Raw genomic sequence first — 24,085 nt, 5'->3', positions numbered from 1 at the left:
TCTGCCTATCTTTGAGCTGGATCTGCCTCTGCCAGGGACTGTGCCATGCTCGAAAAAATCCTTCTCCGCAATGTTTCCAGCTACTCGCCTGACGCTGCCGTGTCCATTGCTCCGCTCAAGCGCGTGAGCCTGTTCTATGGCCAGAACGGTACAGGCAAAACCACCATTGGCAACTATCTCCAAGCCCCAGGCGAGGCCTGTTATAGCGTCTGCGGGGTGGAGCCGATCAAGGTCGGTCGCGAGGTGCTGGTCTACAACCATCATTTCATGGAGAAGAACTTCCAGGAAGCGACTTCTCAGCCAGGGGTATTCACGCTCAATGAGGGAAACATTGAGGCCAAAGAGGCACTGGCGACGGCAGAGGCATCCATTGCTGAGCTTACGATCGCCCATGACGCTGAAATGGAGAAGGGAGTTAACAGCAAGAAGGTTAATGACGCCGCGTACGAGGTACTGTTGGAGAATGTGTGGAAGCCCAAGCGCGAGTTTGATGGTACTGCACTGGCCTATTGCTTCAAGTTGCTCAACACAAAGGAGCGATTGCTAGAGCACGTACGCAGTGTACCGCTGGAGGCCTCCTCCGAAACTGCCCAAGTGCTGTTGGCTGAGGCCGCTGCGCTAAAGGAGTTCAGCGATCAGGAACTGCCAGGTATCCCGCAGCTCGCGTTTCAAGCGCAAAGCCTTGAGGGGGATCCGATTCTGCAAGAGGTCATCACCGGGTCAGGTAACTCCTACCTTTCTGCGTTTATTCAGCAGCTGGGAAACTCGGACTGGGTCAAGCATGCCCTGCGTTACGAGACAGAAGCACACGACAAATGCCCGCTTTGCCAGCAAAACCTGCCACCGGATTTTTACGCTGAGGTTCGTAAAGTCTTCGACAAGACCTACGAGGAACGCCTGGATGTGCTGCGACAACTCGAAGGCCGGTACCGGAGCGGAGTCGAGCAGTTTCTACGTCGGTGCGAGGCTCCGGAGTATCAGCATCAAGCAATCAAGCTGCATGTCTCCAAGCTGCAAGCTGTGCTCCAAAATAACCTCCAAGCCTTGGCCGGGAAAATCGCCAGTCCTTCGCTAGTAACGACGTTGGAGTCCACCGTTCCTTTAACAGCTCAATTGAATTCTGTGATCGACGCGGAGCAGCAGAAGATCGACGAGGTCAACGGGAAGATAAAAAACCGTAAGCAGCATGAAGAGAGCATTAAGCAACGCTTCTGGAAATGGTACAGAGGTGCGTGCAACGCCTTTTTCGTGACATTCGACAAAGTTGAAAAGGCCCAAGGCCGCGTACGCCAAGCGGCCAAGGATGAAGTGCAGGCCCTCAGAAATCGTATTCAAGAGCAGCAGGGCATCGTCAGCACGTCCAGAGCGTCCATCACAAACATCGACCAAGCGGTCGAGAACATCAAATACTGGTTGCGGATGCTCGGACTGAAGGGTTTTACGCTGATCAGGGAGGAGGGGGCAGTACCCCAATACCGGCTAGAGCGTCCAGGTCAGACTGAGGGGGTGTTCAAGACCCTGAGTGAGGGCGAGAAAACACTGATCTCATTCCTCTACTTCCTTGAAGTCTGCAATGGCGAAATGGGTGCTGGAGGTGGGAGGCTCAAGAGTGACCGGATCATCGTCATCGACGATCCGATTTCGAGCCTTTCCCATAACTACGTGTACGACATAGCTTCCTTGATCAGGCGCCAGGTGTTGATGCCGAAGGAGCGCTTCAAGCAGGTGATTATACTCACGCACAACCTCTTCTTCTTCCATGAAATGGTGAAGCTGTTGAAAGAGGATGGGGAGAAGGCGTTTGCGCTGTTCCGTATTACCAAGTCTGAATACAGCTCGGTAGTGGCGATGGAGGAGAGGGAAATTCAGAATGACTACCAGGCGTGCTGGCAGACGATCAAGGACGCCTTGCAAGGCAGGACGTCCCCCAACGTGATGCCGAACATGATGCGTAACATTTTGGAGTACTACTTCAGCTTCGTGCACCAGGCACCCACGCTGCGCCAGGCGCTAATGAAGCTCAGCGAGGACAAGCCGGAATTCACGGCCTTTTTTCGTTACATCAACCGCGAGTCCCATACTGATGCGGTCAACATCACAGACTTTGGAGAGATCGATCCTGCCACCTTCATCGATCGTTTCAAGGACGTGTTCGTCGAAACGAATTTCGAAGCTCATTTCGACAAGATGATGGCATGAGGTTGCCTGGAGGCGATGGTTTTTCGAAGCCGGTATGGGGAAAGGTGGGAAGGCCACCAAAGTAAATGCGAGTCTTCTCAGGCTGGCCCTCCACTGATAGCATTACGCCTGCAGCTACCACCAAAGGACTCTCCTTCCTGCCTGGCACTCATCTGCTCGCTTTGCACGTGGCGTGTAAAGGCTATCAGCGGCCCGCTGAGATCAGATGGAGAATACGCCATGACCGATCATGGAAAAGTTGTCTTGGTTCGCCAGTACAACCGTTTCCGGCTGGGGCAATGGGAGATCGTGTGCACGCACATGCGCTCCCTTCCGCGCCGTTAATTGAACGTACCGAGGTGGTAGCTGCACCCCCTCCCTCAGGCCCTTCCTTATTGCCAGACCTGGCCGCCGATCGCGTAACCAGATGACGTACCAGCCTCCTAACTTGGCGCCCGTCAGGCCTTTGATGCGTTGCTGATGAACCCCAAATTGGGGAAAGCTACTACCATCGTAACAATCGTCAAAATGTCACATTCCAAGGACAGCGTTGGACAACCTTGTTCAATTGCGACATCTCTTATCAATTTGCGACGTTTTCGCCACCCCCCCCCTCTTGAAATTTTTAAAGCGAGACGGAGTTCTATATTTGAGAGCAAAAAGATTTTCTACCGTGTCGGCGCCACCGATGATGCTTGGATAAGACACGGTGTGATGGCCGATCTTTTCGCTTTTGATCTGAGCGCTTTTCAGGCCTCAATTGCCTTGCCGATAGGCGAGGCGAGGGCCGGTAGGGGAGATCGTCTTTTTGGCCGTAAGGCCGCTGCTTTTGCTTTTGACTTCAAATAACAAGCTGAACCCAATTTTTTGAGTGGAGTAGCTCCGTCTCAAAATGCACCCATGTCAGACAACCTACGGCGACGCTGGAGTTGCGCCGCCTTATTTTCCCTAGTGCATACGGGTGTCCTTGCCTCTGGTTATCAGCATATTGATCTGCATAATGATGTCCTCGGATTACCGAGTAGCATTTGCCTCCACCAAGGCCTGCTCCAACGCCTCCAGCGCATCCTGCAGGCGTTGATTCTCACGAGGATCACTGCTTGTTGGTCTGTAGGCCTGGCAGTGGCGCAAGAGGGCTTCCAGGTCGTTCTGATTCAGGTCAAATTCGATGTGCATGCTCAGGCTCAATTCCAGGGCTGTTAAATGTCGTGCCGTGTTCTAGTGGGCACGGTGTAGTTGTGCTGTAGCAGCGAGGTTTGTGCTTGGACAGTGATGTGGAAAAGCTGGTGTGGGAAAGGGCGTGGCAGGTCTACGCGGATTCGCTTAGCTTGATTCTGAGTGAGGCACTGGTCGGCTACAAGCGCACCGCTGGCTTCGACGATTTGACCCGGCTCTACGAGGACACACTCGGCGGCGAGACACTGATGAGTTTGAGACACGCCTTGAAGCTTCGCTGGCCTGATAGCGATGTGGGGCATGCAGAACCTTATGTTCAGCTCCGATCCCGTCTTCGGTCATACCTCGCGCAGTATTTACTGCGTAAGCTCGTCTTTGAGCATGAGGGCACGCCTGCTCTGAGAGATGCCTTTTTTGCGGGAGATCTTGGTGTATGAATAACGGCGTCGATCAGAATCAATCTGATGCTGACCGGGCCCCGTTTTGAATGAACTACGTCCAGCCACTGTTGGACGAGGTCAGCATTCCATCGAGCCAACCTAGCCGCCCGCGTAAGCGCCGTAAATGGTTGCTTACCTACAAGGGCTACAACGTCGAAGCGCTACGCCGCTAATGCGACCAATAGCGAATGCAGCCCGCCATCTCCCTGCGCTCGAAGAAATGCAAGCCCAAGCCTAGATTACCCAGAGTGTTCGATCAGCCCAAGTATCGACAGCGCAACATCACCAAGCGCATGTTTGGCTGGCTGAAGAGAACCTCCGGGCTTCGATAAGCTTGCCAGAGGCTATGCCGCCATAGTCTCACTGGCTTGTTCCATGCGGTACAGAGCCTATTGCCGGCGCACCCTCGCAGGGCTCAGCCCAGAGCCTATTCAGTGCCTTCAACCCTGATAAGGCCAGGCTTGACTCTGACCGAGCCTCAACCACATTTCGCGAATATGGATCGCTCCACTTGAGCCTTTGCACTGCCTACGCTCATTCGAATCTTCTTTTTGAAGATGGCTACCTATAGGTAGGTGCGCAGTCATGGCCAGGCGCCTTCGACCAAAATATCATTGGCCACGTATCGATACTGTCACCTCGATCCTGCGTAATGACGTGAATTTAGCATGAGGCGTTGCAAGCCTACCAACTAGATGGTAGCGTATGCTCATAGTCGAAACCAACCCGTGAACCTGCCGGGCGTTAACGCCCACGTGAGAGCCTCATGCAAGATTGGAAGCAAACCCGCAAAGACATCAACACTCGCCTCGTTGAGCTCAATGGCCTGTCCCCTGAAACCATGAAAGGCATGGCTGCGCTAGGCGCCGCTGGCGGCAAGACGAACCATCTGGACGCCAAAACCCGCGAGCTGATTTCTTTGGCTGTAGCTGTGACCACTCGCTGCGACGGATGCATCGCTTTCCACGCAGCTGAGGCCAAGAAGCTCGGCGTTACCAGTGAAGAAGTAGCTGAAGCCCTGGGTGTAGCCATCAACATGAACGCCGGTGCTGCGCTGGTCTACAGCACCCACGTGCTCGACGCGTTTGATAAGTCCTGAATCAGACGCTGACTTTCAACCTTCCAACGACGTCGAGATTAATCATGAATAAGCTGTTCACTCCGTACGACCTGTCCGGTATTGCGCTCAAAAACCGCGTCGTCATGGCCCCCATGACTCGCACCCGAACCTTGAACAACATTCCAAATGAATCCAACGCGCTGTACTACGCGCAACGTGCTTCTGCCGGCTTGCTGATCACCGAAGGCCTGCCTATCTCCGACGAGGCTCGGGGGTATCTGTACACCCCCGGCATTTACGAAGATGAGCACCTGCCAGGCTGGCGCAATGTCACTGACGCTGTGCATGCCAAAGGCGGGAAGATTTTTGCGCAGCTCTGGCACGTAGGGCGTATGTCCCATGTCTCGGTGCATGGTTTGGTACCGGTCTCCTCGGGCAAAGTGCCTGCCGTAGACACCACGGTGTATGCCTGGATCGAACCGGGCAAATCTGGGCCTGTTCAACCAAGCGAACCTCGCGCCCTGGAAACTGAAGAAGTGAAACGGGTCATTGCGGATTTCGTTAAATCCGCGCGGATGGCGATGGACGCAGGTTTTGACGGTATCGAAATCATGGCAGCCAACGGCTTCCTGTTCGATCAATTCCTGAGCAGCGCCCTGAACACTCGCACTGATCAGTACGGTGGCTCTATTGCCAACCGTCAGCGCTTCCTGCTGGAAACAATTGACGCGATTGCTGCTGAAATTGGTGGTTCGAAGATTGGCGTTCGCTTCTCGCCGTTTGGTCGCCTGTACGACTTCGGGGTGTACGAAGGCGAAGAAGAAACCTGGATGAGCATGGCGGCTGCCCTCAACGAACGAGAGCTGGCATTTGTTCACCTGAACTACCAACCGACCATCTTGGCCGCGCAAACGCCCCCAGGCTTCGGTGCTGCGTTCCGCGACGCTTACAAAGGCACCTTGATGGCTGCTGGCGGCTTCACCAAAGAGATCGCAGAGTCTGAGCTGGCCAAAGGCGAACTCGATCTGATCGCTTTCGGCACCGCCTACATCGCCAACCCGGATCTGGTCGAGCGCATGCAGAACGATTGGCCGCTGGCCGAGGGTGATCGCGCTACCTACTACGGCGTAAGCGATTCGATTGATAAGGGTTACACGGACTACCCTGAATACACAGCAGCAAAAGCCTGAAATTCCATCCCAAACATTTAGGAGAACACCATGCCACTCGTAACTATTAAAGGTATTGAAGGGGTTTTTTCTGACGAGCAAAAAGCCGAGGTCATTCGCAAAGTGACTGACGCCATGGTGTCGGTGGAAGGCGAAAACATGCGTGCCTTGACCTGGGTCATTTTCGAAGAGGTTAAGAGCGGTGACTGGGGCATCGCTGGCAATCCAGTCACTGCACAGGACGTGCTGAAGCTGCAAGCAGGCCAATAAGGCTTCATCGCCAAACCATTAGCTCCCTGATCGCTGAGTGTATTTACGCTCAACGATCAGGGGGCTTTTTCCGTTCTTGAAGAACGCCAGGTTTGTGGGGAATCACGTCATGATTCTGATCATTTACGCCCATCCTTACCCTGAGAAATCCAACGTAAACACGTTGATGCTCAGGTTCGCAGCTAACAAATCCGATGTTGTAGTCCGTTCCCTGTACGACCTATACCCCGATTTCAACATCAACGTTGAAGCTGAACAGAAGGCCGTGGAGCAAGCAGACCTGCTGGTTCTGCAGCATCCTTTGTATTGGTATAGCTACCCCCCACTTTTGAAGCTGTGGATCGATAAGGTCTTCACGCAGGGCTGGGCCTACGGGGCGGGTGCTACTGCTTTGAAAAATAAAAATCTCCTGTGGGCCGTGACCACGGGCGGAGAGCATGATCATTTTGAAGGCGGTGACCATCCGGGTTTCGCGGTGCTGTCCCAGCCTCTTCAAGCAACCGCGAATTACTGTGGAATGCGTTGGTTAAGCCCAGTCGCAGTTCATGGTGCATATAGAGCAGACCAAGACGGACTGCTCAAGCAGATCCGCCATTACGGCGAGCGCCTGGCCTCGTGGAAGGAAGATTGAATGGACACTCATAGCCTGATTGAAATGCTCATTTACTTGGGCTCAGCTGCCTTGATAGTCCCAATTGCCGTTCGGTTAGGTTTAGGCCCGGTTCTGGGGTATCTGATAGCCGGCTGCTTAATCGGCCCGTGGGGCTTGAAGCTTGTGACCGACGTCGAGTCCATACTGCACTTCGCTGAAATTGGCGTGGTGTTGATGCTGTTCATCATTGGTCTCGAACTCGACCCCAGGCGTCTTTGGGCTATGCGCCGGATGGTGTTCGGTGGTGGTGCGATGCAGATGCTGGCATGTGGTGCAGCCATCGCAATATTTTGCGCTGCACTAGGCTTGAACTGGACAGCTGCGCTGCTGGTAGGGCTAACGCTGAGCCTCTCGTCGACAGCTATCGCGATGCAGGCCATGAATGAGCGGAACATGACCTCGACCGCCGTGGGTCGAAGCAGCTTTGCCGTGTTGCTTTTCCAAGACATCGCGGCGATTCCCCTGGTGGCTATGATTCCACTGCTGGCCGCAAACGGTGGCACGCCCTCGGGTGCGGAACTGGCCCTGTCTATCGCGAAAATCGTAGGTGCAGTTGTCGCAGTTGTTCTTTTGGGTCAGTACGTATCCAGACCCGTCCTTCGCTTTGTAGCGCGCTCTGGCCTGAGAGAGATCTTTAGTGCTGTCGCGCTGTTCCTGGTATTCGGATTCGGCCTCTTATTGGAAAAGGCAGGCTTATCGATGGCCATGGGTGCTTTCTTAGCGGGCGTTCTATTGGCTAGCTCGGAATATCGTCATGCCCTAGAGAGCGATATCGAGCCTTTCAAGGGATTATTGCTGGGTCTGTTCTTCATCGGCGTAGGCATGTCGATTGACTTCGGAACGCTGATCGACGCCCCTTTGAAAGTCATCACTCTGACGTTGGGCTTTATCCTGATCAAGCTGCTCGTGATAAAGCTTCTGGGGCGTTTCTTGAGTGTCCCAAGTGATCAGCGCTCGTGGCAGGCGGTGTTCCTCGGCCAAGGCAGTGAGTTTGCCTTTGTGGTATTTGGCGCAGCGACTGTCGCCGGCATCCTGATCGACCCTTGGGGTAAAAGCCTGACGTTGGCGGTGGCGCTGTCCATGTGTATAACGCCTCTGCTGATCCTCTTGCTCAATCACTTGGACTCGTCGGGCAAACAGGGTAGCAAGGAATCGGACATCATTGATCAGAGCAATCCTCGGGTCATCATTGCTGGCTTCGGTCGGTTCGGTCAAATCGCTGGGCGTCTACTGATGTCCTGTGGCTTTGAGGTAGTGGTCTTGGATCATGATCCCGACCACATCGAGACACTGCGAAAATTCGGAGTGAAGGTGTTTTATGGGGATGCCACACGTCTCGATTTACTTCACGCTGCGGGTGCCGCGAAAGCCGTGGTGCTGATCAACGCCATCGACAACCAGGACGATAACCTGGCACTGACCGAGCTGGCTCAAGAGCATTTTCCATCCCTGAAACTGGTGGTGCGTGCTCGTGATATGGGGCATAGCATTACCCTGCGCCAGATGGGCATAGAGGCCGTCGAGCGGGAAACTTTTGAAAGCGCGTTATCCCTTGGGCGTAGAGCCTTGGAGCAACTGGGTGTAGGGCGCTACGAGGCTCGTGAGCGTGCGGATCGGTTCCGTCGCCTGAATTTGGAAATGCTGGAAGAAATGGCCGCTCAGCCCGCTGATGACACCGAATTCAAGTACGACGCTTACAAACGAGCCAACGCTTTACTGACGGAAATATTCAACGAAGATCGTGCTCATCCAATTGACGCAGGCCCAGGAAAAAATGAGTCTTCAGCACCGAGAGGTGAATAGCCGGCCAGACTGCGAGTTATGGAGAACGCTCCGTTAGCTAGCGTCTTCCAGCTCAGTGATAATTGCTTTCTTCAAGGCTGAAACTGACTTAGACCCAGCGAAGACTTTCAATAAGCGGCCTTCGTGAAACACCGCCAAGGACGGCACAGAGCGGATGCCATACATCGGCGCAATTGTCGGAGACACCGCAATATCAATCTTTCCAAAGACCGCTAGAGAATGGAGTTTTCCCTCCAGTTCCAAGAAGATCGGCTTCATCTCTTTACAAGGTTTGCACCAGGAGGCTGAGAACATTACGACACTGCTCCCTTTGGCTACGAAGCGAGCAAATTGGGGAGCGCTCAACTCAACGATACGACTCATCTGGATTTCTCGTTCTGTATTGAGGAAAGGCGGCACCTTGAGAATGCCGCCATCCATTGCCAGTCAAATTTTGCAGCCATCGATCCCGCAGACTTGGCCCATTGATGAGCTATCCAGGGATTTCGCCTCAGCTGCCATCTGATTCAACGCCTGAAGAAAGGATGCGTCTGTCTGTGCGCCTGATACCGAGAACGCATTATTGAAGACGAAGAGCGGTACGCCGGAACCCAATTGGGCGGCAAACTGTTCATCCGCCTTCATCTCAGCGCGCAACTCTGCAGATGACCAAGCCAGCTGGATGGACTCGTCCGACACACCTGCGCCTTTAGCAATCGCCGCCAAGCTGGCGCGATCAAAAAGGGACTTACCGTGGCTTGTACTCTGCTCGTACAGCGCTTCCACAAGACGCTTCTTTACCTCCGAGTCTTCAACAGCTTTTACCAGCACATGAGCATCCGCAGTATCGCCAAACATCATGGTGTCAAAGCGGTAATCAAGCCCGTCGACCTCGCCATATTTACTGACGGTACTCATCATCGATAAAGCGGAGTTTGCGTTACCAAGCTTACGCTTCAAGGCAGGAATCATCGGCTCCGGAGCATGGTTGGCAGCCAGCCGATAGGCCCGAACGTTGACCTGTACGTCGTCCTTCTCTGGGAAGCATTCAAGTGCTTTCTCAAAGCGGCGCTTGGCAATCCAGCACCAAGGACACACATAATCAGACCAGATATCGACAACGTATTTTTTCGAAGGAGTTTTCATAATCTATCCTGCACGAAGAAATGAAGACCGAATTGCCGCCATTTCAAGCAAATGGTTAAAACCAGCCAAAGGGTCGGTTGATCGACCGAGTGTCCAATCAATGAGGCTTGCTCCCTCCAACATACTCAACAGCATGAAGGCGAAGTTTTCAGCCGTTGTTCCCAGCGACCAGTTGTGCTGGCGGACTGCGTCATTCAGGGTGCTTTGGAGCCAGGCGAGCTGAGAGTTGAAGAAGTCCCGCGTGAGCCCTTGGAGCGACAACGGCAACGCAGCCATTTCCGCAGCCAAGGCGCCGCATAAAGGCAGCAGCCCATCATTCGCGCTGATCACGAAAAGTCGAGAAAAGGCCTGCAGACGCTGCAGTGGCTCGGGATACATGGCTTCGATTGAGGCCAGCGTTTCATTGAACCGGGAGATGTAATCGTTGATCAGCTCTGCGCCCAAGCACTCCTTCGTAGGAAAATGATGGTGAATGCTGGCTTTTCTGATACCGATCTTCGCAGCGAGATCAGCGTAACTGAATGCTGAGTAACCCTTTGAACGCATCTGGGTTTCCGCGTAACTCATGAGCGCAGCTTTTGTCGTGATAGGCATTTGGAACTCCTACAGCCAGCACCTTTTTCCACCGGAGGCAGTGCACTGGGAAAGCGCCTCACTGAGAGGCGCTATATGCAGCGCTTGCTACGGTATTAGGCCCGTACTGCCATCACCCCTGCATCAACGTCCCAGATAGCACCTGTCACCCAGGAAGTTTTATCCGAGAGCAGGAAGAGGATGGTGTTGGCGACGTCCTCGGGAACACCGACACGCCCCAGCGGGTGGAAATCGTTGAGCGACTTCATCGCATCCGGAATCGCGTCCTTGTCCATGAAACCTTCATAGATCGAGGTGTGAACGATGCCAGGAGACACGGCATTAACTCGGATACCGGAGTGCGCCAGCTCAATTGCCAGGTTTCGGGTGACTGCGTGCAGACCCGCCTTAGCCATCGAATAAGCAGTCGCTGGAGAGCCTGCCAGTGCAGCTTGGGCGCCAATCGAACCGACGTTGACAATGGAACCTTCGCGCTTGGCGGCGAGCATATTCTTGACCACGGCCTGCGTGATAAAGAACGTGGCGCGGTTCAAATCCAGATACATGTCGTAATCAGCCTCATCGTGCTCGATGAAAGGCTTCGGAATGAATATGCCTGCGGAGTTCACCATGAAGCCAATGTCACTGTGATTGGCATTGATTTCGTTGCGTACGAAATTCATCCCTTCTTCGGTCATGAGGTTGGCAACGATCACCGATACGTTCCCCAACGAACTCAGCTCAGCGCGAACAGCGTCGGCTTTATCCTGTTTACTGCCGGTGAGAACCACGCTGCCACCAGCCTTCAAAAACAGGCGTGCTGTTTCCAGGCCCATGCCGCTTGTGCCGCCCACGACCAACAGTTTTTTGCCTTTAAAAAAATCGTTCATTACAGACTCCAGTACCAGATAACCGAAAGGTCGCTGGCCGCCAGGTGCCGTACACACCTGCGGCCATGACAGTTAGCCTTCGATGACTTCGAGCTTAGGGAGCATGCGGATGGCTTTAGAGAAGTTTGCGTAGTTGACCGAAGTCTTAAGCACCACCTTGTGCAGCTCTTCCACGCGCTCACGGGAGGCGTCGGTGTGCAGGCGGATTACGACGCTTACCTCGTCGTAGCCTGGGTTAACGCTTTCATCGATACCCAGGAAGCCACGCAGGTCGAGAGTGCCGTCGGTCTCAATTTCCAGGCTGTGGATCTTGATGCCCATCATCGCGGCATTGGCGGCATAGCCGACCGACATGCAGGCGTTGAGAGCAGCCATCAGCAGTTCCTGAGGGTTAGGCGCAGTGTTTTCGCCCAGCAGTTCATTGGGTTCATCGGCGGCGATTTCGAAATCACGCGAGTAGGTTTCACCGGCCAGGCTATAACGGCTGACTTTGGCTACAGAGCGGGTCTGGCCTTTCCACGCGGTCTTAACGTTGAAACTGGCGTGGCGCTTGCTCGCATCCTCAGCAACGGCTTGGGCAAATTGTTGCAGGGCAGCTACGTCAATACCGTTCAGATTGGTAGTCATTTGATAGATCCTCGGTGCACGCATTTACGGGGGTAGGTTGTTCGCTGAGAAACAACTCTACCAACTGGTAGGTTGGCGCGCAAGAAATTCTTTTCCCGTGAAGTGTGCGCACGCATGCGGCGACGTTTCGATCCGAAGAGGCTCGTATCTTAAGCTTGGTGAAATACCTGCTATTTCAGCAGGTTAGGCGACTGAAATGCCAGGCTCTCGGAGGTTTTAGATTTACACAGAGGGGAAGAGGCCAGCTCCGTTAAGAACTGGCAGCGGACAGTGCGGAGCTCCACTGCGAAGAGGTGGTAGCGGCTCAGAGTGAAATACTCCAAGACGTTGTTTTTAATATAATTAATGAAAACATAAACCAGACAAGAGGGGTTTTAGGCTGGCAGCAGTTGTCTTCGGCTGATGCACCTTAGGGGCACGTTTTTCATGCATGTTTTTGGTCGAACAGGGAGGGTGGCGATGATGGCATCGACCATCGACCACTTGCGCAATGAGAGACCTTTGTCGAGAAGAAGTCGTCGATGATCTCCAGAATGCCCCTCGCAAGCAGATGCTCTTCCAGCAGATGCCGGTAACTCACCATCGTGGTGCCCTCAGGGGTCGGGGCGCTGAGTGTCAGCTGTGCAGACTGGCGCATCGAGGTGATCTCTTACAGCGCTTCTTCCATGGCTGGATCGCTAGTGAGACCAGTATTGCAGAGGTGGATGCGCAGCATGGTTTCCAGTGGATAGGGCTTCCTACCGCTGTCAGCTTTTGGATTATGCGGTTCGCAATGCAACCAGTGCATGCCACGGCACGACCTGTTTCATCTCAGCCAGGAAACGCTTGTGGCGTGTTTGCAGAGCACGGCGAGACTGATCAAGTTGTTTGCGCTCTCAAATCTGTGGCTGGTGCGCCTACATTAGTTGGGGGACGTGCGTCCGTGAAGAATGTAACCAGGGCGTTGCCCTGGTTTCTCAATAATCAGCGCATGAAGAACAAGCTTTTCTGAGCCCCAAAACGCCTAATTAATGGTAAGGGGCCGGCGAACACACCTTCCCGATGCAAACGCCGGAGGCCATGGTATCCACCTAATTTAAGTGGGCGCCATTTCTGACCCATCAGGCGGACTCTTCATGCGCCTTCAGCGCCGTACCTACAGCAAATCCTTCAAAGCCCAGGTCATTCAAGAGTGTTCAGAGCCCGGCGCCTCCATCGCCAACATCGGATTGGGCCCCAGCCTCAACGCCAACCTCGTGCATAAATGGATACGCCTGCACACGCAGAAATCCACCGCGTTGCAGCCAGCGTTCATCCCTCTGCATACCCAGATGCTCCCGACCAGATCACAAGGCCAACCCGCCTACATTTGCCTTGAAATCCAATATCCGCGCACGCTCATCAAAATGAGTTGGCCCGTCGACAGTGCCGCCGCCTGCGCAGCCTTAGCTTGAAGGCCAAGCGGGACGAGGCTGGCCTGCATCATTTTCGCCCTATCTCCCGAGCGTCTCCGCCACCAGGTGCAGGCCAATTCAGCATGCGTGAGCGCTTCAGATCCTCACGACGAATCACGTAATGGCCAGCGTCAAAAAAAAGTTCGAAATTTTTGGGGCGCGCTGCAAGCCAAGCGGTATGCAGCTTGGGCTGTACGCCCAACAGGATATGCACACATTATCCACAGGGCATATGTGTCTTCAACGCTTGATAACTAAGCGGAAATCGCTCATCTTGTGGTTGCTGCGACAAAGACACCCTAGATATGGTGTTTGCAGTGCCGTGTCCCTAGACGGGAGGCGAGTTCAGCGAGCGGTCACGTTAGGTCGCCAAACGTTCCGTGATCCACTCGCTCTCAAAGCCATACGGTTGGACAACCTGACTTGAGTGAACGCATTACATCGAATTGCGCACTGCCGCGTCAAATGAAAGGTGACGCGTGGTTCGATGCGCTAGCGCTCGGTCGGGGCACTTAATCTCTGATCAAAAGGTAAGACTATGAGCTTTAATGCGAAACAAACCAGCAGTTCGATCGCCAGCCTGGCCTCGGCTGTACTGCTTGACTCTAAATCCTCCGCTTTGGCCAAGGAGCTAGCTGGCTCGGCGCTTTCTCAGGCCTCATCTACCAAGCAAACCAGTGCTCGGATGGAGGAGCTAGCCAGCAAAATTCTGGGTGAGTTGGGCCACAGCCAGACGGTGTTGAGCCTGGCCGGCTCCGTGCTTTCGCAGGCGAACAAAGAGCGCTGAGTTCGGTGCTGGTAACCACGCCCCGCCCAGGCGGGGCGTTTCTATTTCTGTTGCGGAGCCCGACGGTTCATCTCCTACCTGTGACACCCCGCCATGAGGTAGTTTTTGCGAGGTGGAGCTTGGCTCCGGCTGCCCGTTGAGGCGAGTACCGTAGCGGGATTTCTTGATTGTGGGCCAGCAATGGATAACCCCCGTCTGCTTTAGATTGAGCTTCGAGTTGTTCCTGTGCATTGATGGCCTATTGCCCTGGCGATGCCTTTTCGGTCTTTGAGCGTTAGAGCGAGTGGAATGGAAAGCATAATCGTCAGTGACGTCTGGGGCGCGCCTCGGGTTGCTATGGCGAGGGCGTCGCGAACGCCCTCAGCGAATTGCTGGACGGATACAGGCGTATGCTAGGGAAAGATGACCCTGTTCGAGTCACGTAAGAGGTCGAAGAACGCACCTTCAAAACCCCAGTATTGAGGGCGATGGTGTCCACTCGATTAGGTGGACACCATGGCTTGCAGCGGGTGGGGCGGGAAGATGTGTTGGCCGGACGGTTACTATCAATGTTTAGTTTCAGAATTCAAAAGCCCAGCCAGAATCAAATCAAACCCAGAAGACTTCTGGTAATCATCGTTCATGGCCCAAGACACAAAGCTGGCACCCTCCAGGGCATTCAATATAAATCTTGAAACCTTCGTAACGTCTAGGTCGGCCTTAAGCTCACCCAGAACCTGGCCATGCTTGATGTTATCTTGAAGCCAAGTGAGATGGATTTCGAAAAAATCCTTTGTTATCGCCTTGAGGCTTTCAGGTAAGGCCAGCAGCTCTGCAGCCAACGCCCCGCAGAGTGGAAGCATTCCATTTTCACTACTGTGCGCGAACATAAGAGCAAAGGCGTTCAACCGGTCAACAACGCCAATATTTTCATCATTGATGGCATTCAACTGCTTCTTGAAACGAAACAGATAGCTTTCGACGATGGCAATTGCCATGCCTTCCTTGGTCGGGAAATGATGATGAATACTCGCCTTCTTGATGCCAATTTCCTCTGCCAAGTCGGCATAGCTGAAGGCTGCGTAGCCCTTCGTGCGCAACAGAATTTCAGCGCTGGTCAAAAGGTCTGAACGTGTACTCATGATGCGGCATCCAAATTTGTCATCCAGACATCATAAATTAGTCACCCCTCATAAGACAGCGCTCGCCATGCGCGCACTGGGCTTCCTAACCCTTAGCGCCCATCTCGAATAGGCTCCATGCGGGATTGGCGAGCCTAGGAGCCTGCTTAGGACTACCGATCCACCAGGCGGCGGCTGATCTGAGGCCATTTCGAAATGAGCCAGAAACGCTAAGACGCAAACTGGTTCGGGATCAACGAATTTTGTTGGGATTGGTTGCGAATGCGCAGATCAAAATCCATACGTGAGCAATGAGGCTTCCCAGCCAGGCTATCTATTTTTTGGAGGGCAGGGCGGGAAAAAGCTTACCAAGAGCGGGAGTACGGGGTCATGCCGTTTGCCGCCTTGCTTGATCACTGAGTTTTCTGGGGTGATTCTGCGTCTGACACCCGCTTGCCTAATTCGACGACGTCATCATTGAGGTCGGGCACGCAAAAAATGCATTCGTTTGGATCGATTTGCGTTCCTTCAATGTAACGCATTCGCTTATTAGCCGACGATCGATTGATGCCGAACCGAAAGGTAGCTCGGGTGGGTGGTTTATCGTTTGTGTCCACGTGTAAATTCCTCCGACTTGTGAAGTCAGGATACCATCCAGTAGGTAGGCTTGCAATGGGTGGTGCCATCTGGCATCACTTATGTCGCGGGGCAGTACTAAGGAATTTGGATTCAGAGGTACACGGAATGGGGCACTGCTGCATCCTTGTGAGCTGGAGTGTGGCTGTGCCAGTCCTGCTGGTGCGCGGCTGGCTGGCTGGCTGGTGTATAATGACGCACGAGAAATGGTACGATTTCATTACAATTTGGCGAGCCAGATAGTTGTTTAGGTTATCGTCACATTTTCAATGTGGTTGGCTGGAAATTATTCCATGATCGATTGCATATTTTACTAGCGCTGCAGGTTTGTCGATTTTTAATTTTCGTCGAATGCTCAGGCGGTGCGTCTCTACTGTTCTGACGCTTATATTAAGTTCACGGGCCATTTCTTTGTTGTTCAGTCCTTGAGCCATTTTATAAAGAACTTGGCTCTCCCTGGGCGTTAGTTCGCTGGACTCGCCGTCTTCAAGGAGAAGTTTTTGTGCTATTTCGGCACTGTAAAAAGTACCTCCAGTTGCGATCGCTTCAATCGCCGCAACTATTTCTCTCGAAGGGGAGTTTTTTAACACGTAGCCGCTCGCGCCTGCACGCAGTGATTCGCTGACGTATTCTTTACTGTCGTGCATGCTGAGCACCAGAACCCGCAATGAAGGATGCTTTTCGCGTATTTTTCGTGTGAGTACAAGACCGTTTATGTCTGGTAGATTGATGTCTACTAGAAGTAGGTCTGGCTTGCACTGTTCAACCATTTCCATGGCGCGTGCGCCGTTTTCGGCCTCACCAACAACAGTCACGTTGTGTACTACTGAAAGCAGTGCCTTGATTCCATCGCGAACGAGCGAGTGGTCATCGACTAAGGCTAAACGAATTTTTGTTGATAGGCTCATTGGGGGTGTCCATCGTTATCGAAATAAGTGATTCAAACTTTTCTACAGGGGATGCTCATTGGGATCTCAATGTCGACCTCACTCCGGCCAGGTGAAGATGCCAGATGAAATCGACCACCCAAGTGTTCGACGCGTTCGCGTATGTTTCTGAGCCCGATCCCGGCATGGCGACGCTCAACTTCATCGACGTTAAAGCCAATTCCATCGTCGATGACTCTTAAACGAACAGATTGCTCGGTTCCAAACAAAGTAATGGCTACATCCTGAGCTTGAGCGTGTCGCTCGATGTTGGATAACGCTTCCTGAACAATTCGAAAAAGCGAGACGGGCACCCCGTCGTCCAGCAGGCACTCAAACTCATTAGTCTCAAACGTTACCCGCAGCCCACTGCGCTGCTCGAACTCCTCAGATAATTGTCCAATCGCGGCAGGAAGCCCCAGGGTGTCCAATAGCGAAGAGCGAAGGTCGTGTGAGATGCTGCGAACCTCCCCAATTGCCTCCCCAAGCCGCTCGGTAGCCTCTTTTAAGATGACTGCACCTCGGCTTTCTTCGTTTTCGAGCAGAAAGCCTGCTAGCTCAAGTTTGTATTTTATGGATACGAGAACTTGGCTAATGCCATCGTGAAGCTCGCGAGAAACGCGCGAACGCTCCTCTTCCTGAAGGCTGACAATTCGCTGGTTCAAGCGTTGCAGCTTGGTGTCGGCTAGCCGATGCTCACTCAGGTTCAGCGTCATTCCGCTTGCAAATACGAACAAGACCGCCACAAGTGCGACGACGGCAATTGAAACCATCGTCTTGCGGATACCCTGGGCCACTTCATCACGAGCTTGCTGAGTGGCTTTCTCAACGTCTTCGAGGTAGATGCCCGTACCGATCATCCACCCCCATTGTTCTAACATTACGACGTACGCTAGCTTTTCGGTCACTCTTCCGGATGAAGGTTTGTTCCACGCATAGCGTTGAAAACCCTCTCCAGACCGGGCACTTTGCAGCAACGCTTGAATTACTAGCAGACCGTGTGGATCTCTCATATCCATGAGGTCTTTGCCGACAAGCTCCGTCTGCCGTGCATGCATCAGACTGCGGCCTTGGCGGTCGTAGACGAAAAAATAACCATTTATACCAAAGCTTAGCTTCCTCAGCTCGTCTAGGACTTTTTGCTTGGCCTGGTCGTCACCATGGCCATCGTTATAGAGGGGGGCGATCAAGCTCCTCGCCATCGCTACGTAGTTCTCCAGCTCTGCGCGCTTACTGACCAAAATACTGTCTTCGATCAGTTGTGCTTGCTGGTCACCTAGCTGGTTGTTCAGGGAGATGACAAGCGCGCAGATAGCGGCAATAGCCAGTACAAGTGGCAAGATCCCCAGGGCGACAATTTTGTGTTTGAGCTGCATTCCTACTCCTGTCCAGACCTTGTACTCGACCAGCGGTCTTGGGCTCTGCGGTTAGAGACCACCGAGGCACCAGCATCTTATGTCAATCCCCGATGCACCGAGTAGCCGAAAGCGGCTAGCGGTCGAAAGGCCCGATTGCATAGCCGGCAGCTCAGTAGAACTACGTAGCCTTGTGGGCGTAGTTCTGCGGATTTATTTGTGGTGGGTATACGCGGATATTGGCCGCTGCCGCGAAGCGGACACAAATATAAAAATCACGGTCGACGACCTACAGGCTGTCGACAGGAGACACGTAATGACCCATATGGCTAAACACATTGCCTGGTTTGCCGTGGCTGTTCTGGGAGCATTCGCGCTGAGCGTCGTGGCCTTGCGCCGTGGCGAAGCTATCAATGCTCTCTGGATCGTAGTCGCAGCAGTCGCCATCTATCTCGTTGCATACCGATACTACAGTCTGTTCATCGCCGAGAAAGTGATGCAGCTAGACCCTCGTCGAGCCACTCCCGCCGTAGTCAACAACGACGGCCTGGATTATGTGCCGACCAACAAACACGTGCTCTTCGGGCATCACTTCGCTGCCATCGCTGGTGCGGGGCCTTTGGTTGGGCCGGTACTCGCTGCCCAGATGGGCTATTTGCCTGGAACGCTTTGGCTGATAGCCGGCGTGGTGCTTGCCGGCGCGGTACAAGACTTCATGGTGCTATTCCTGTCTACCCGCCGCAACGGTCGCTCTTTGGGAGACATAGTGCGAGAGGAGATGGGCAGAGTTCCAGGAACGATCGCGCTGTTCGGCTGCTTCCTGATCATGATCATCATCCTTGCCGTATTAGCGCTGATTGTGGTCAAGGCGCTGGCCGAGAGCCCTTGGGGTATCTTCACCGTCATGGCCACCATTCCGATCGCCATGTTTATGGGCGTCTACATGCGCTATGTTCGTCCCGGGCGCATCGGAGAGATCTCGGTAATTGGGGTGCTGCTGCTGTTGGGCTCAATTTGGTTGGGAGGGCAGATTGCTGCTGATCCAGTTTGGGCCAAGGCTTTTACCTTCACCGGTATTCAAATCACCTGGATGCTGATTGGCTACGGCTTCGTCGCTGCGGTGCTGCCCGTCTGGCTGATCTTGGCACCGCGTGACTACCTGTCCACATTCCTCAAAATTGGCACGATTCTCGCACTTGCCGTCGGGATTCTCGTCACTATGCCCGAGCTGAAAATGCCGGCGTTGACTCAGTTCACCGATGGCACGGGGCCGGTGTGGAAAGGCGGCTTGTTCCCGTTCCTCTTTATTACCATTGCATGCGGTGCCGTGTCGGGGTTCCACGCGCTGATAGCCTCTGGCACAACACCTAAATTGCTCGCAAGCGAAGGCCACGCCCGCTACATCGGCTACGGTGGCATGTTGATGGAGTCCTTCGTAGCGATCATGGCTATGGTGGCTGCGTCGGTAATTGAGCCTGGTGTGTACTTCGCCATGAACAGCCCTGCGGCTATCGTTGGTGGTGATGCAGTGTCCGTAGCGCAGACGGTTAGCAGTTGGGGGTTCACAATTTCACCTGATCAGCTTGAGGCTGTTGCCCGAGATATCGGTGAAACCACAATTCTTGCCCGGGCAGGAGGTGCACCGACGTTAGCTGTAGGTATTGCCCAAATCCTGCACCACCTCTTGCCGGGTGAAAATACCATGGCGTTCTGGTACCACTTTGCAATCCTCTTCGAAGCGCTGTTTATCTTGACCGCAGTCGATGCTGGCACCAGGGCAGGACGCTTCATGCTGCAGGATTTGTTAGGTTCGTTTGTTCCTTCCCTACGCCGCACAGAGTCCTGGACGGCGAACCTTATTGCCACCGCTGGCTGTGTGGCACTGTGGGGCTACCTGCTCTACCAGGGCGTGATCGATCCGTTGGGTGGTATCAATACGCTTTGGCCGCTGTTCGGCATTTCCAACCAGATGTTGGCAGGTATCGCTCTGATGCTAAGTACCGTCGTGCTTATCAAAATGAAGCGTCATCGGTATGTTTGGGTGACCCTGCTACCAGCGATTTGGCTGCTGATTTGCACTACAACTGCAGGATTCATCAAACTGTTCGATGCTAACCCTGCTATGGGCTTCCTGGCGTTGGCCCGTAAGTACAGTGATGCGCAGGCCAATGGTCAGATTTTGGCGCCGGCGAAGGACATTTCGCAGATGCAGCATGTGATCTTCAACGCCTATACGAACGCTACGCTCACAGCCCTGTTCTTGCTTGTTATGTTTAGCATTTTGTTCTACGCGCTTAAGGTTGGGATTGCGGCGTGGGGTAGCAAGGAGCGGACGGATAAAGAGTCGCCTTACCAAGCACTGCCTGATGCATAAAGGAGGGTGGTAGCGTGTTCAATGACCTGAGCCGCCTCGGTAAATACCTGGGTCAGGCAGCGCGTCTGATGGTGGGCATGCCTGACTACGACACCTACGTCGAGCACATGCAGAACAAGCACCCTGACAAACCTCTGATGTCATATGAGGAATTCTTTCGGGAGAGACAGGAAGCTCGATATGGCGGTGGCAACGGTCAGCCACGTTGCTGTTAGCACCTTGAGGTATTTATCTGCGTAGTCAATCGCGCCCGATGCAATGCATCGGGCGCTTTGCGTCTTGGTCTGCGAAAACGGTGTCAGTCATCTAAATGGTTGGTAACGCCATGGTTGAGTTGCTTTCCGAGTGCTCCCGAAAATTCCAACGCAAATGCTAGTCCCCGTCTGACATCCGGATCAGAGGTCATCCGAAGCAAACGGATTAAAGAGGGGGGTTCCGAAAGCTTGCTCACTTGCGCGCTTGCGACGCGAGCTGCGTTACCCGCTAACCATGCAGCAGACGTGCCTTCTTCGAAGACATTTGCTAGCTTTTCGACCATGTAAGAATCGCTCATGTCGACGATGTCGGTCGCAACTGACATTAGGTCGACCAGCCTTGAGAGTCGATCTCCGGCCAAGAGTGGCTCAAGCTTTACGACAAGCAGCCTGAGCCCTTCGAGCGCCGCCTCGCTAAGTTCCAACGATTCCAAAATCGAGGGCGCTCCCGGTTGATTTTCCGAGGCGCTTCCTTGTTCAGAGAGTAAGCTCATCTGAGGTGTCCTGTAAAATTATTGATCGTGTTACACCAGGCCGCGCGCGACCGCCCAATATATGCCTCTATTGAAGCTTTTCCTCATAAGTCCGCCAACCTTAGTGGGGGGCGTAGGCTTTACATCACTTTCATAGTCGTACCAGAGCGGCATTCCTGCCTCCAGTCCCATCTGAGCAATTGCAGCAACCTTGCCCTCGTAACTGTCGCAAGTCCGCCCGAAACGAAGCTCGGAGGCTATGTTATTTACTACAACGGGGGACTGGCTATGGCATGCGCCTCCGGCCTTGCTCACGGGGAGATCAACGGTATCGCCCAAAACATAGACGTTTTCTAAGCCATAGACTTTCATGGTTTGATAATTTGTAGGGAGCCACCCTTCATCGTCTGCAGCTTGCGATAGTCCGGAGTTTCTGACCGCCTCTACGGCGCGGATAGGTGGGGTTGCCATAAGGATATCGAAATCTTCAGCCCCACCCTCTTCTGAAAAGGCGATATTGCTTTCTGGATCAACTCTGTTGAGAGTAAAGCTTCTTTGATGCTTGATGCCCCTTTGCTCAAATATGCTTGGTAGTACTTCGCAGGTGTCCTTTTGCAAAAAAAGACAGTTTCTTAACAGTTGAGCTACGGTGGGGTACGTGTAGACAATTTCCACCTTGTTTCTAACGCCGCGTTTACGTAGCAGGTCGTCAAGCATTAGTGTAGTTTCAATGGGCGCAATACCACATTGATGAGGTACATTGGGCGTCTTGGGGAATGTTACCGTGACTAGGATGCGACCTTTTTCGATCGACTTTAACTTATCTGCAAGCTGCCGCGCAGGCTCATGCTGATAGAAGTGATCACCGCCTTCTTTTAGGCCGTCGATTCGTTCAGGGCTTGGTATGCACCCTGTGGAGATAATGAGTTGGTCGTATCCGTATGCTTTTCCGCTCTTACATTTCACGCGGTTTATATTGAATTGGAATTCCTCGACCTCTTCAATAAGAAAGTCAATCTCAGGGCGGAGTAGGCTGCGCTGAGGCCGCCTGAGTTCATTCTTGAAGAAGCTGTCAAAGGCGATGTACATGAAGGCTGGTTTGTAGTAGTGCCAGGGGGAGTTTGACAACATCAAGATTTCTACTTTACCACTGCGTATTTCAGGGTAGAGTTTGGTGGCAAGGTGATTGGCAGTCATTGTGCCGCCAATACCGCCGCCGACAATAATTATCCGATGGGGCATGTGTTCTCCTTAGCTTTGTCTAAATGAAGGCCAGTCTTGCTCTGAGCGAGACTGGCCACAATGAGGCGCTAGCGGATTAGACCGAGGGGATGCCTGTATTCACTGCACCTTCTGTAGACATATTGAGTTTTGAGTGTTTTTTGGCGTATAGGAAGTAAATTGCGGCACCAATGAGCAGCCATGCTCCGAATGCAATCCATGTGTGCAGTTTCAGATACGACATCAGCGTAATGCAGGAAATAATTGCGAGTGCTGGTACGAGCGGCACGAGCGGGCACTTGAAGGCGCGTGGCAGTTCGGGACGCTTCTTCCTAAGCACGATTACTGCAAACGAAACTAGGCAGAATGCGGCTAGCGTGCCGATGTTCATAAGTTCGGCAAGTACATTCAGTGGTACTACTGCTGCGATAAGACCAAAAATGATGCCGATCGCCCAAGTAGTGAAGAATGGTGTGCCATATTTAGGATGAACTTCGGAAAACTTTGAGGGTACCAGTCCATCGCGAGACATAGCGAAGATAATTCTGGATTGCCCATAGAGCATTACAAGAACACCCGTGGTCATCCCCAAAATAGCACCCAGGTCGACAAAGCCCGCTACCCAGTTCTCACCTGCATACTGGAGGGCGAGCGAGACGGGATGGTCGACGCCGAGGAACTCACCGAATGGAACGATACCTGTCATGATCATGGATACCACGACGTACAATATCGCGCATATACCAAGTGAACCAATAATCCCGATTGGCAGATCACGCTCAGGTCTTTTGACTTCCTCAGCTGCAGAAGATACTGCGTCAAAACCAATGAACGCGAAGAAGACCAATGCTGCTGCGCTCATTATTCCATTGAATCCAAAAGGCGCGAAGGGCTGCCAGTTCTCGGGCTTTACGTGTCGGGCGCCGACGAGAATGAACAAAAGTACTACTGCAATTTTGAGTGCCACCATGATATTGTTGATTTTTATAGATTCACGTATTCCAATAGAAAGCAGCCAAGTGATTACCATCATGATGACAAACGCAGGCAGATTGAAGAACGTACTAACGCCTGGCAGCGCCCCAGGTGCTGCCGTCAACGCAGTGGGTAACGATAATCCGAATCCGCTTAGCAGGGATTGAAAGTAACCAGACCAACCAACAGAAACTGCTGCGCTAGCCAGGCCGTATTCGAGCATAAGATCCCAGCCGATCATCCATGCAACAATCTCCCCAAGGGTGAAATAGCTGTAGGTATAGACGGAGCCTGCTACTGGAATGCTTGATGCAAACTCTGAATAGCAGAGTGCTGCGAGCCCACATGCTAAAGCAGCGATGATGAACGAAATTGTTAATGCGGGGCCGGCTGTTAGAGCCCCTGTGCCCGTTAACACAAAAATACCTGTTCCTACAATGGCGCCCACACCGATAAAAATCATATCGACTGGCCCTAGCACTTTTTTCAGAGATGCGTTCGAGTTCTGTAATTTGCTTATTTCGTCTAAGCTTTTTGTTCTAAAAATGCTCACAATTGCCTCCGGTTTTATTATTCGCGGCAGTACGT

Annotated in this window: 24 protein-coding genes and 2 pseudogenes; 13 read left to right on the top strand and 13 right to left on the bottom strand. The window is 53.1% G+C overall.

The features are described 5' to 3' along the window. Positions 1 to 45 precede the first annotated feature (45 nt). Together KH389_RS16225 and KH389_RS16220 are read left to right on the top strand one after the other, a co-directional pair. Positions 46 to 2,199 (top strand): AAA family ATPase, encoded by a 2,154-nt coding sequence (locus KH389_RS16225; protein WP_100633686.1) that lies wholly within the window; start codon positions 46 to 48, stop codon positions 2,197 to 2,199. 459 nt (positions 2,200 to 2,658) lie between these two features. Beyond that, positions 2,659 to 3,027, top strand: a complete 369-nt coding sequence (locus tag KH389_RS16220; protein ID WP_146095019.1) for a hypothetical protein — start codon at positions 2,659 to 2,661, stop codon at positions 3,025 to 3,027. A 165-nt stretch (positions 3,028 to 3,192) separates the two neighbouring features. Here KH389_RS16220 and KH389_RS16215 read toward each other — a convergent pair whose 3' ends face one another. Next, the gene (locus tag KH389_RS16215) at positions 3,193 to 3,354 is read right to left on the bottom strand and encodes a hypothetical protein (protein WP_167400214.1); all 162 of its coding nucleotides are present in this window, start codon (positions 3,352 to 3,354) and stop codon (positions 3,193 to 3,195) included. Positions 3,355 to 3,440: 86 nt separating this feature from the next. On the opposite strand from KH389_RS16215, the gene KH389_RS16210 reads away from it, so the two are divergent. The 7 genes and pseudogenes from KH389_RS16210 (at position 3,441) to kefC (ending at position 8,748) form a co-directional block, all read left to right on the top strand. Then, a complete protein-coding gene (locus KH389_RS16210; RefSeq protein WP_146095018.1) occupies positions 3,441 to 3,791 on the top strand; it encodes a hypothetical protein in 351 nt (116 codons plus the stop codon). 62 nt (positions 3,792 to 3,853) lie between these two features. Then, positions 3,854 to 4,244, top strand: a pseudogene (locus tag KH389_RS27365) (transposase family protein); the annotation flags it as partial. Between the two features lie 316 nt (positions 4,245 to 4,560). Continuing rightward, positions 4,561 to 4,893, top strand: coding sequence for a carboxymuconolactone decarboxylase family protein (locus KH389_RS16205; RefSeq protein ID WP_014860758.1), 333 nt, complete (start codon positions 4,561 to 4,563; stop codon positions 4,891 to 4,893). 44 nt (positions 4,894 to 4,937) lie between these two features. Continuing rightward, positions 4,938 to 6,044: an alkene reductase gene (locus KH389_RS16200; protein ID WP_100633691.1), complete on the top strand. Its 1,107-nt coding sequence runs from the start codon at positions 4,938 to 4,940 to the stop codon at positions 6,042 to 6,044. A 30-nt stretch (positions 6,045 to 6,074) separates the two neighbouring features. Beyond that, positions 6,075 to 6,293 (top strand): tautomerase family protein, encoded by a 219-nt coding sequence (locus KH389_RS16195; RefSeq protein ID WP_014860756.1) that lies wholly within the window; start codon positions 6,075 to 6,077, stop codon positions 6,291 to 6,293. 109 nt (positions 6,294 to 6,402) lie between these two features. Next, positions 6,403 to 6,924, top strand: a complete 522-nt coding sequence (gene kefF, locus KH389_RS16190; RefSeq protein WP_100633693.1) for a glutathione-regulated potassium-efflux system oxidoreductase KefF — start codon at positions 6,403 to 6,405, stop codon at positions 6,922 to 6,924. Next, entirely contained in the window at positions 6,925 to 8,748 is a 1,824-nt protein-coding gene (gene kefC / locus KH389_RS16185; protein ID WP_100633695.1) for a glutathione-regulated potassium-efflux system protein KefC, read from the top strand. It begins immediately after the preceding gene. A 33-nt stretch (positions 8,749 to 8,781) separates the two neighbouring features. Here the strand turns inward: kefC and KH389_RS16180 are convergent, their stop codons facing one another. From KH389_RS16180 to KH389_RS27360, 6 genes and pseudogenes are all read right to left on the bottom strand, one after another. Then, positions 8,782 to 9,111, bottom strand: coding sequence for a thioredoxin family protein (locus tag KH389_RS16180; RefSeq protein WP_100634008.1), 330 nt, complete (start codon positions 9,109 to 9,111; stop codon positions 8,782 to 8,784). A 63-nt stretch (positions 9,112 to 9,174) separates the two neighbouring features. Continuing rightward, the gene (locus KH389_RS16175; RefSeq protein ID WP_100633697.1) at positions 9,175 to 9,873 is read right to left on the bottom strand and encodes a DsbA family oxidoreductase; all 699 of its coding nucleotides are present in this window, start codon (positions 9,871 to 9,873) and stop codon (positions 9,175 to 9,177) included. A 3-nt stretch (positions 9,874 to 9,876) separates the two neighbouring features. After that, complete coding sequence (locus KH389_RS16170; RefSeq protein ID WP_100633699.1) at positions 9,877 to 10,467, bottom strand: TetR/AcrR family transcriptional regulator; 591 nt, start codon at positions 10,465 to 10,467, stop codon at positions 9,877 to 9,879. 95 nt (positions 10,468 to 10,562) lie between these two features. Beyond that, positions 10,563 to 11,336 (bottom strand): SDR family NAD(P)-dependent oxidoreductase, encoded by a 774-nt coding sequence (locus KH389_RS16165; RefSeq protein ID WP_100633701.1) that lies wholly within the window; start codon positions 11,334 to 11,336, stop codon positions 10,563 to 10,565. A gap of 72 nt (positions 11,337 to 11,408) precedes the next feature. Further along, the gene (locus KH389_RS16160) at positions 11,409 to 11,963 is read right to left on the bottom strand and encodes an OsmC family protein (protein WP_100633703.1); all 555 of its coding nucleotides are present in this window, start codon (positions 11,961 to 11,963) and stop codon (positions 11,409 to 11,411) included. Between the two features lie 393 nt (positions 11,964 to 12,356). Beyond that, positions 12,357 to 12,805, bottom strand: a pseudogene (locus tag KH389_RS27360) (transposase); the annotation flags it as partial. 273 nt (positions 12,806 to 13,078) lie between these two features. On the opposite strand from KH389_RS27360, the gene KH389_RS16150 reads away from it, so the two are divergent. After that, positions 13,079 to 13,396: a transposase gene (locus KH389_RS16150; protein ID WP_100633705.1), complete on the top strand. Its 318-nt coding sequence runs from the start codon at positions 13,079 to 13,081 to the stop codon at positions 13,394 to 13,396. A gap of 538 nt (positions 13,397 to 13,934) precedes the next feature. Further along, positions 13,935 to 14,183 (top strand): hypothetical protein, encoded by a 249-nt coding sequence (locus KH389_RS16145; protein ID WP_100633707.1) that lies wholly within the window; start codon positions 13,935 to 13,937, stop codon positions 14,181 to 14,183. A 545-nt stretch (positions 14,184 to 14,728) separates the two neighbouring features. On the opposite strand, the gene KH389_RS16140 is transcribed toward KH389_RS16145, so the two are convergent. The 3 genes from KH389_RS16140 to KH389_RS16130 form a co-directional block, all read right to left on the bottom strand. Continuing rightward, entirely contained in the window at positions 14,729 to 15,304 is a 576-nt protein-coding gene (locus tag KH389_RS16140) for a TetR/AcrR family transcriptional regulator (protein WP_100633709.1), read from the bottom strand. 881 nt (positions 15,305 to 16,185) lie between these two features. Beyond that, positions 16,186 to 16,827, bottom strand: coding sequence for a response regulator (locus tag KH389_RS16135; protein WP_100633711.1), 642 nt, complete (start codon positions 16,825 to 16,827; stop codon positions 16,186 to 16,188). A 32-nt stretch (positions 16,828 to 16,859) separates the two neighbouring features. Continuing rightward, positions 16,860 to 18,221, bottom strand: coding sequence for a cache domain-containing protein (locus KH389_RS16130; protein ID WP_100633713.1), 1,362 nt, complete (start codon positions 18,219 to 18,221; stop codon positions 16,860 to 16,862). A 295-nt stretch (positions 18,222 to 18,516) separates the two neighbouring features. Here KH389_RS16130 and KH389_RS16125 point away from each other — a divergent pair, with 295 nt between their 5' ends. After that, a complete protein-coding gene (locus KH389_RS16125) occupies positions 18,517 to 20,574 on the top strand; it encodes a carbon starvation CstA family protein (RefSeq protein WP_100633715.1) in 2,058 nt (685 codons plus the stop codon). A gap of 14 nt (positions 20,575 to 20,588) precedes the next feature. After that, complete coding sequence (locus KH389_RS16120; RefSeq protein ID WP_014860748.1) at positions 20,589 to 20,789, top strand: YbdD/YjiX family protein; 201 nt, start codon at positions 20,589 to 20,591, stop codon at positions 20,787 to 20,789. 83 nt (positions 20,790 to 20,872) lie between these two features. Here the strand turns inward: KH389_RS16120 and KH389_RS16115 are convergent, their stop codons facing one another. The 3 genes from KH389_RS16115 to KH389_RS16105 form a co-directional block, all read right to left on the bottom strand. Next, positions 20,873 to 21,322: a helical membrane plugin domain-containing protein gene (locus KH389_RS16115; RefSeq protein ID WP_100633717.1), complete on the bottom strand. Its 450-nt coding sequence runs from the start codon at positions 21,320 to 21,322 to the stop codon at positions 20,873 to 20,875. Between the two features lie 30 nt (positions 21,323 to 21,352). Further along, positions 21,353 to 22,543, bottom strand: coding sequence for an NAD(P)/FAD-dependent oxidoreductase (locus KH389_RS16110; RefSeq protein WP_100633719.1), 1,191 nt, complete (start codon positions 22,541 to 22,543; stop codon positions 21,353 to 21,355). Between the two features lie 76 nt (positions 22,544 to 22,619). Then, positions 22,620 to 24,050: a branched-chain amino acid transporter BcaP gene (locus tag KH389_RS16105; protein ID WP_100633720.1), complete on the bottom strand. Its 1,431-nt coding sequence runs from the start codon at positions 24,048 to 24,050 to the stop codon at positions 22,620 to 22,622. Positions 24,051 to 24,085 lie beyond the last annotated feature (35 nt).

The sequence above is a fragment of the Pseudomonas qingdaonensis genome, assembly GCF_018398475.1.
GTDB classification, from domain to species: Bacteria; Pseudomonadota; Gammaproteobacteria; order Pseudomonadales; family Pseudomonadaceae; genus Aquipseudomonas; species Aquipseudomonas palmensis.
Note: the sequence above shows the minus strand (reverse complement) of the source record. Positions and strands in the feature narration are given on the sequence as shown.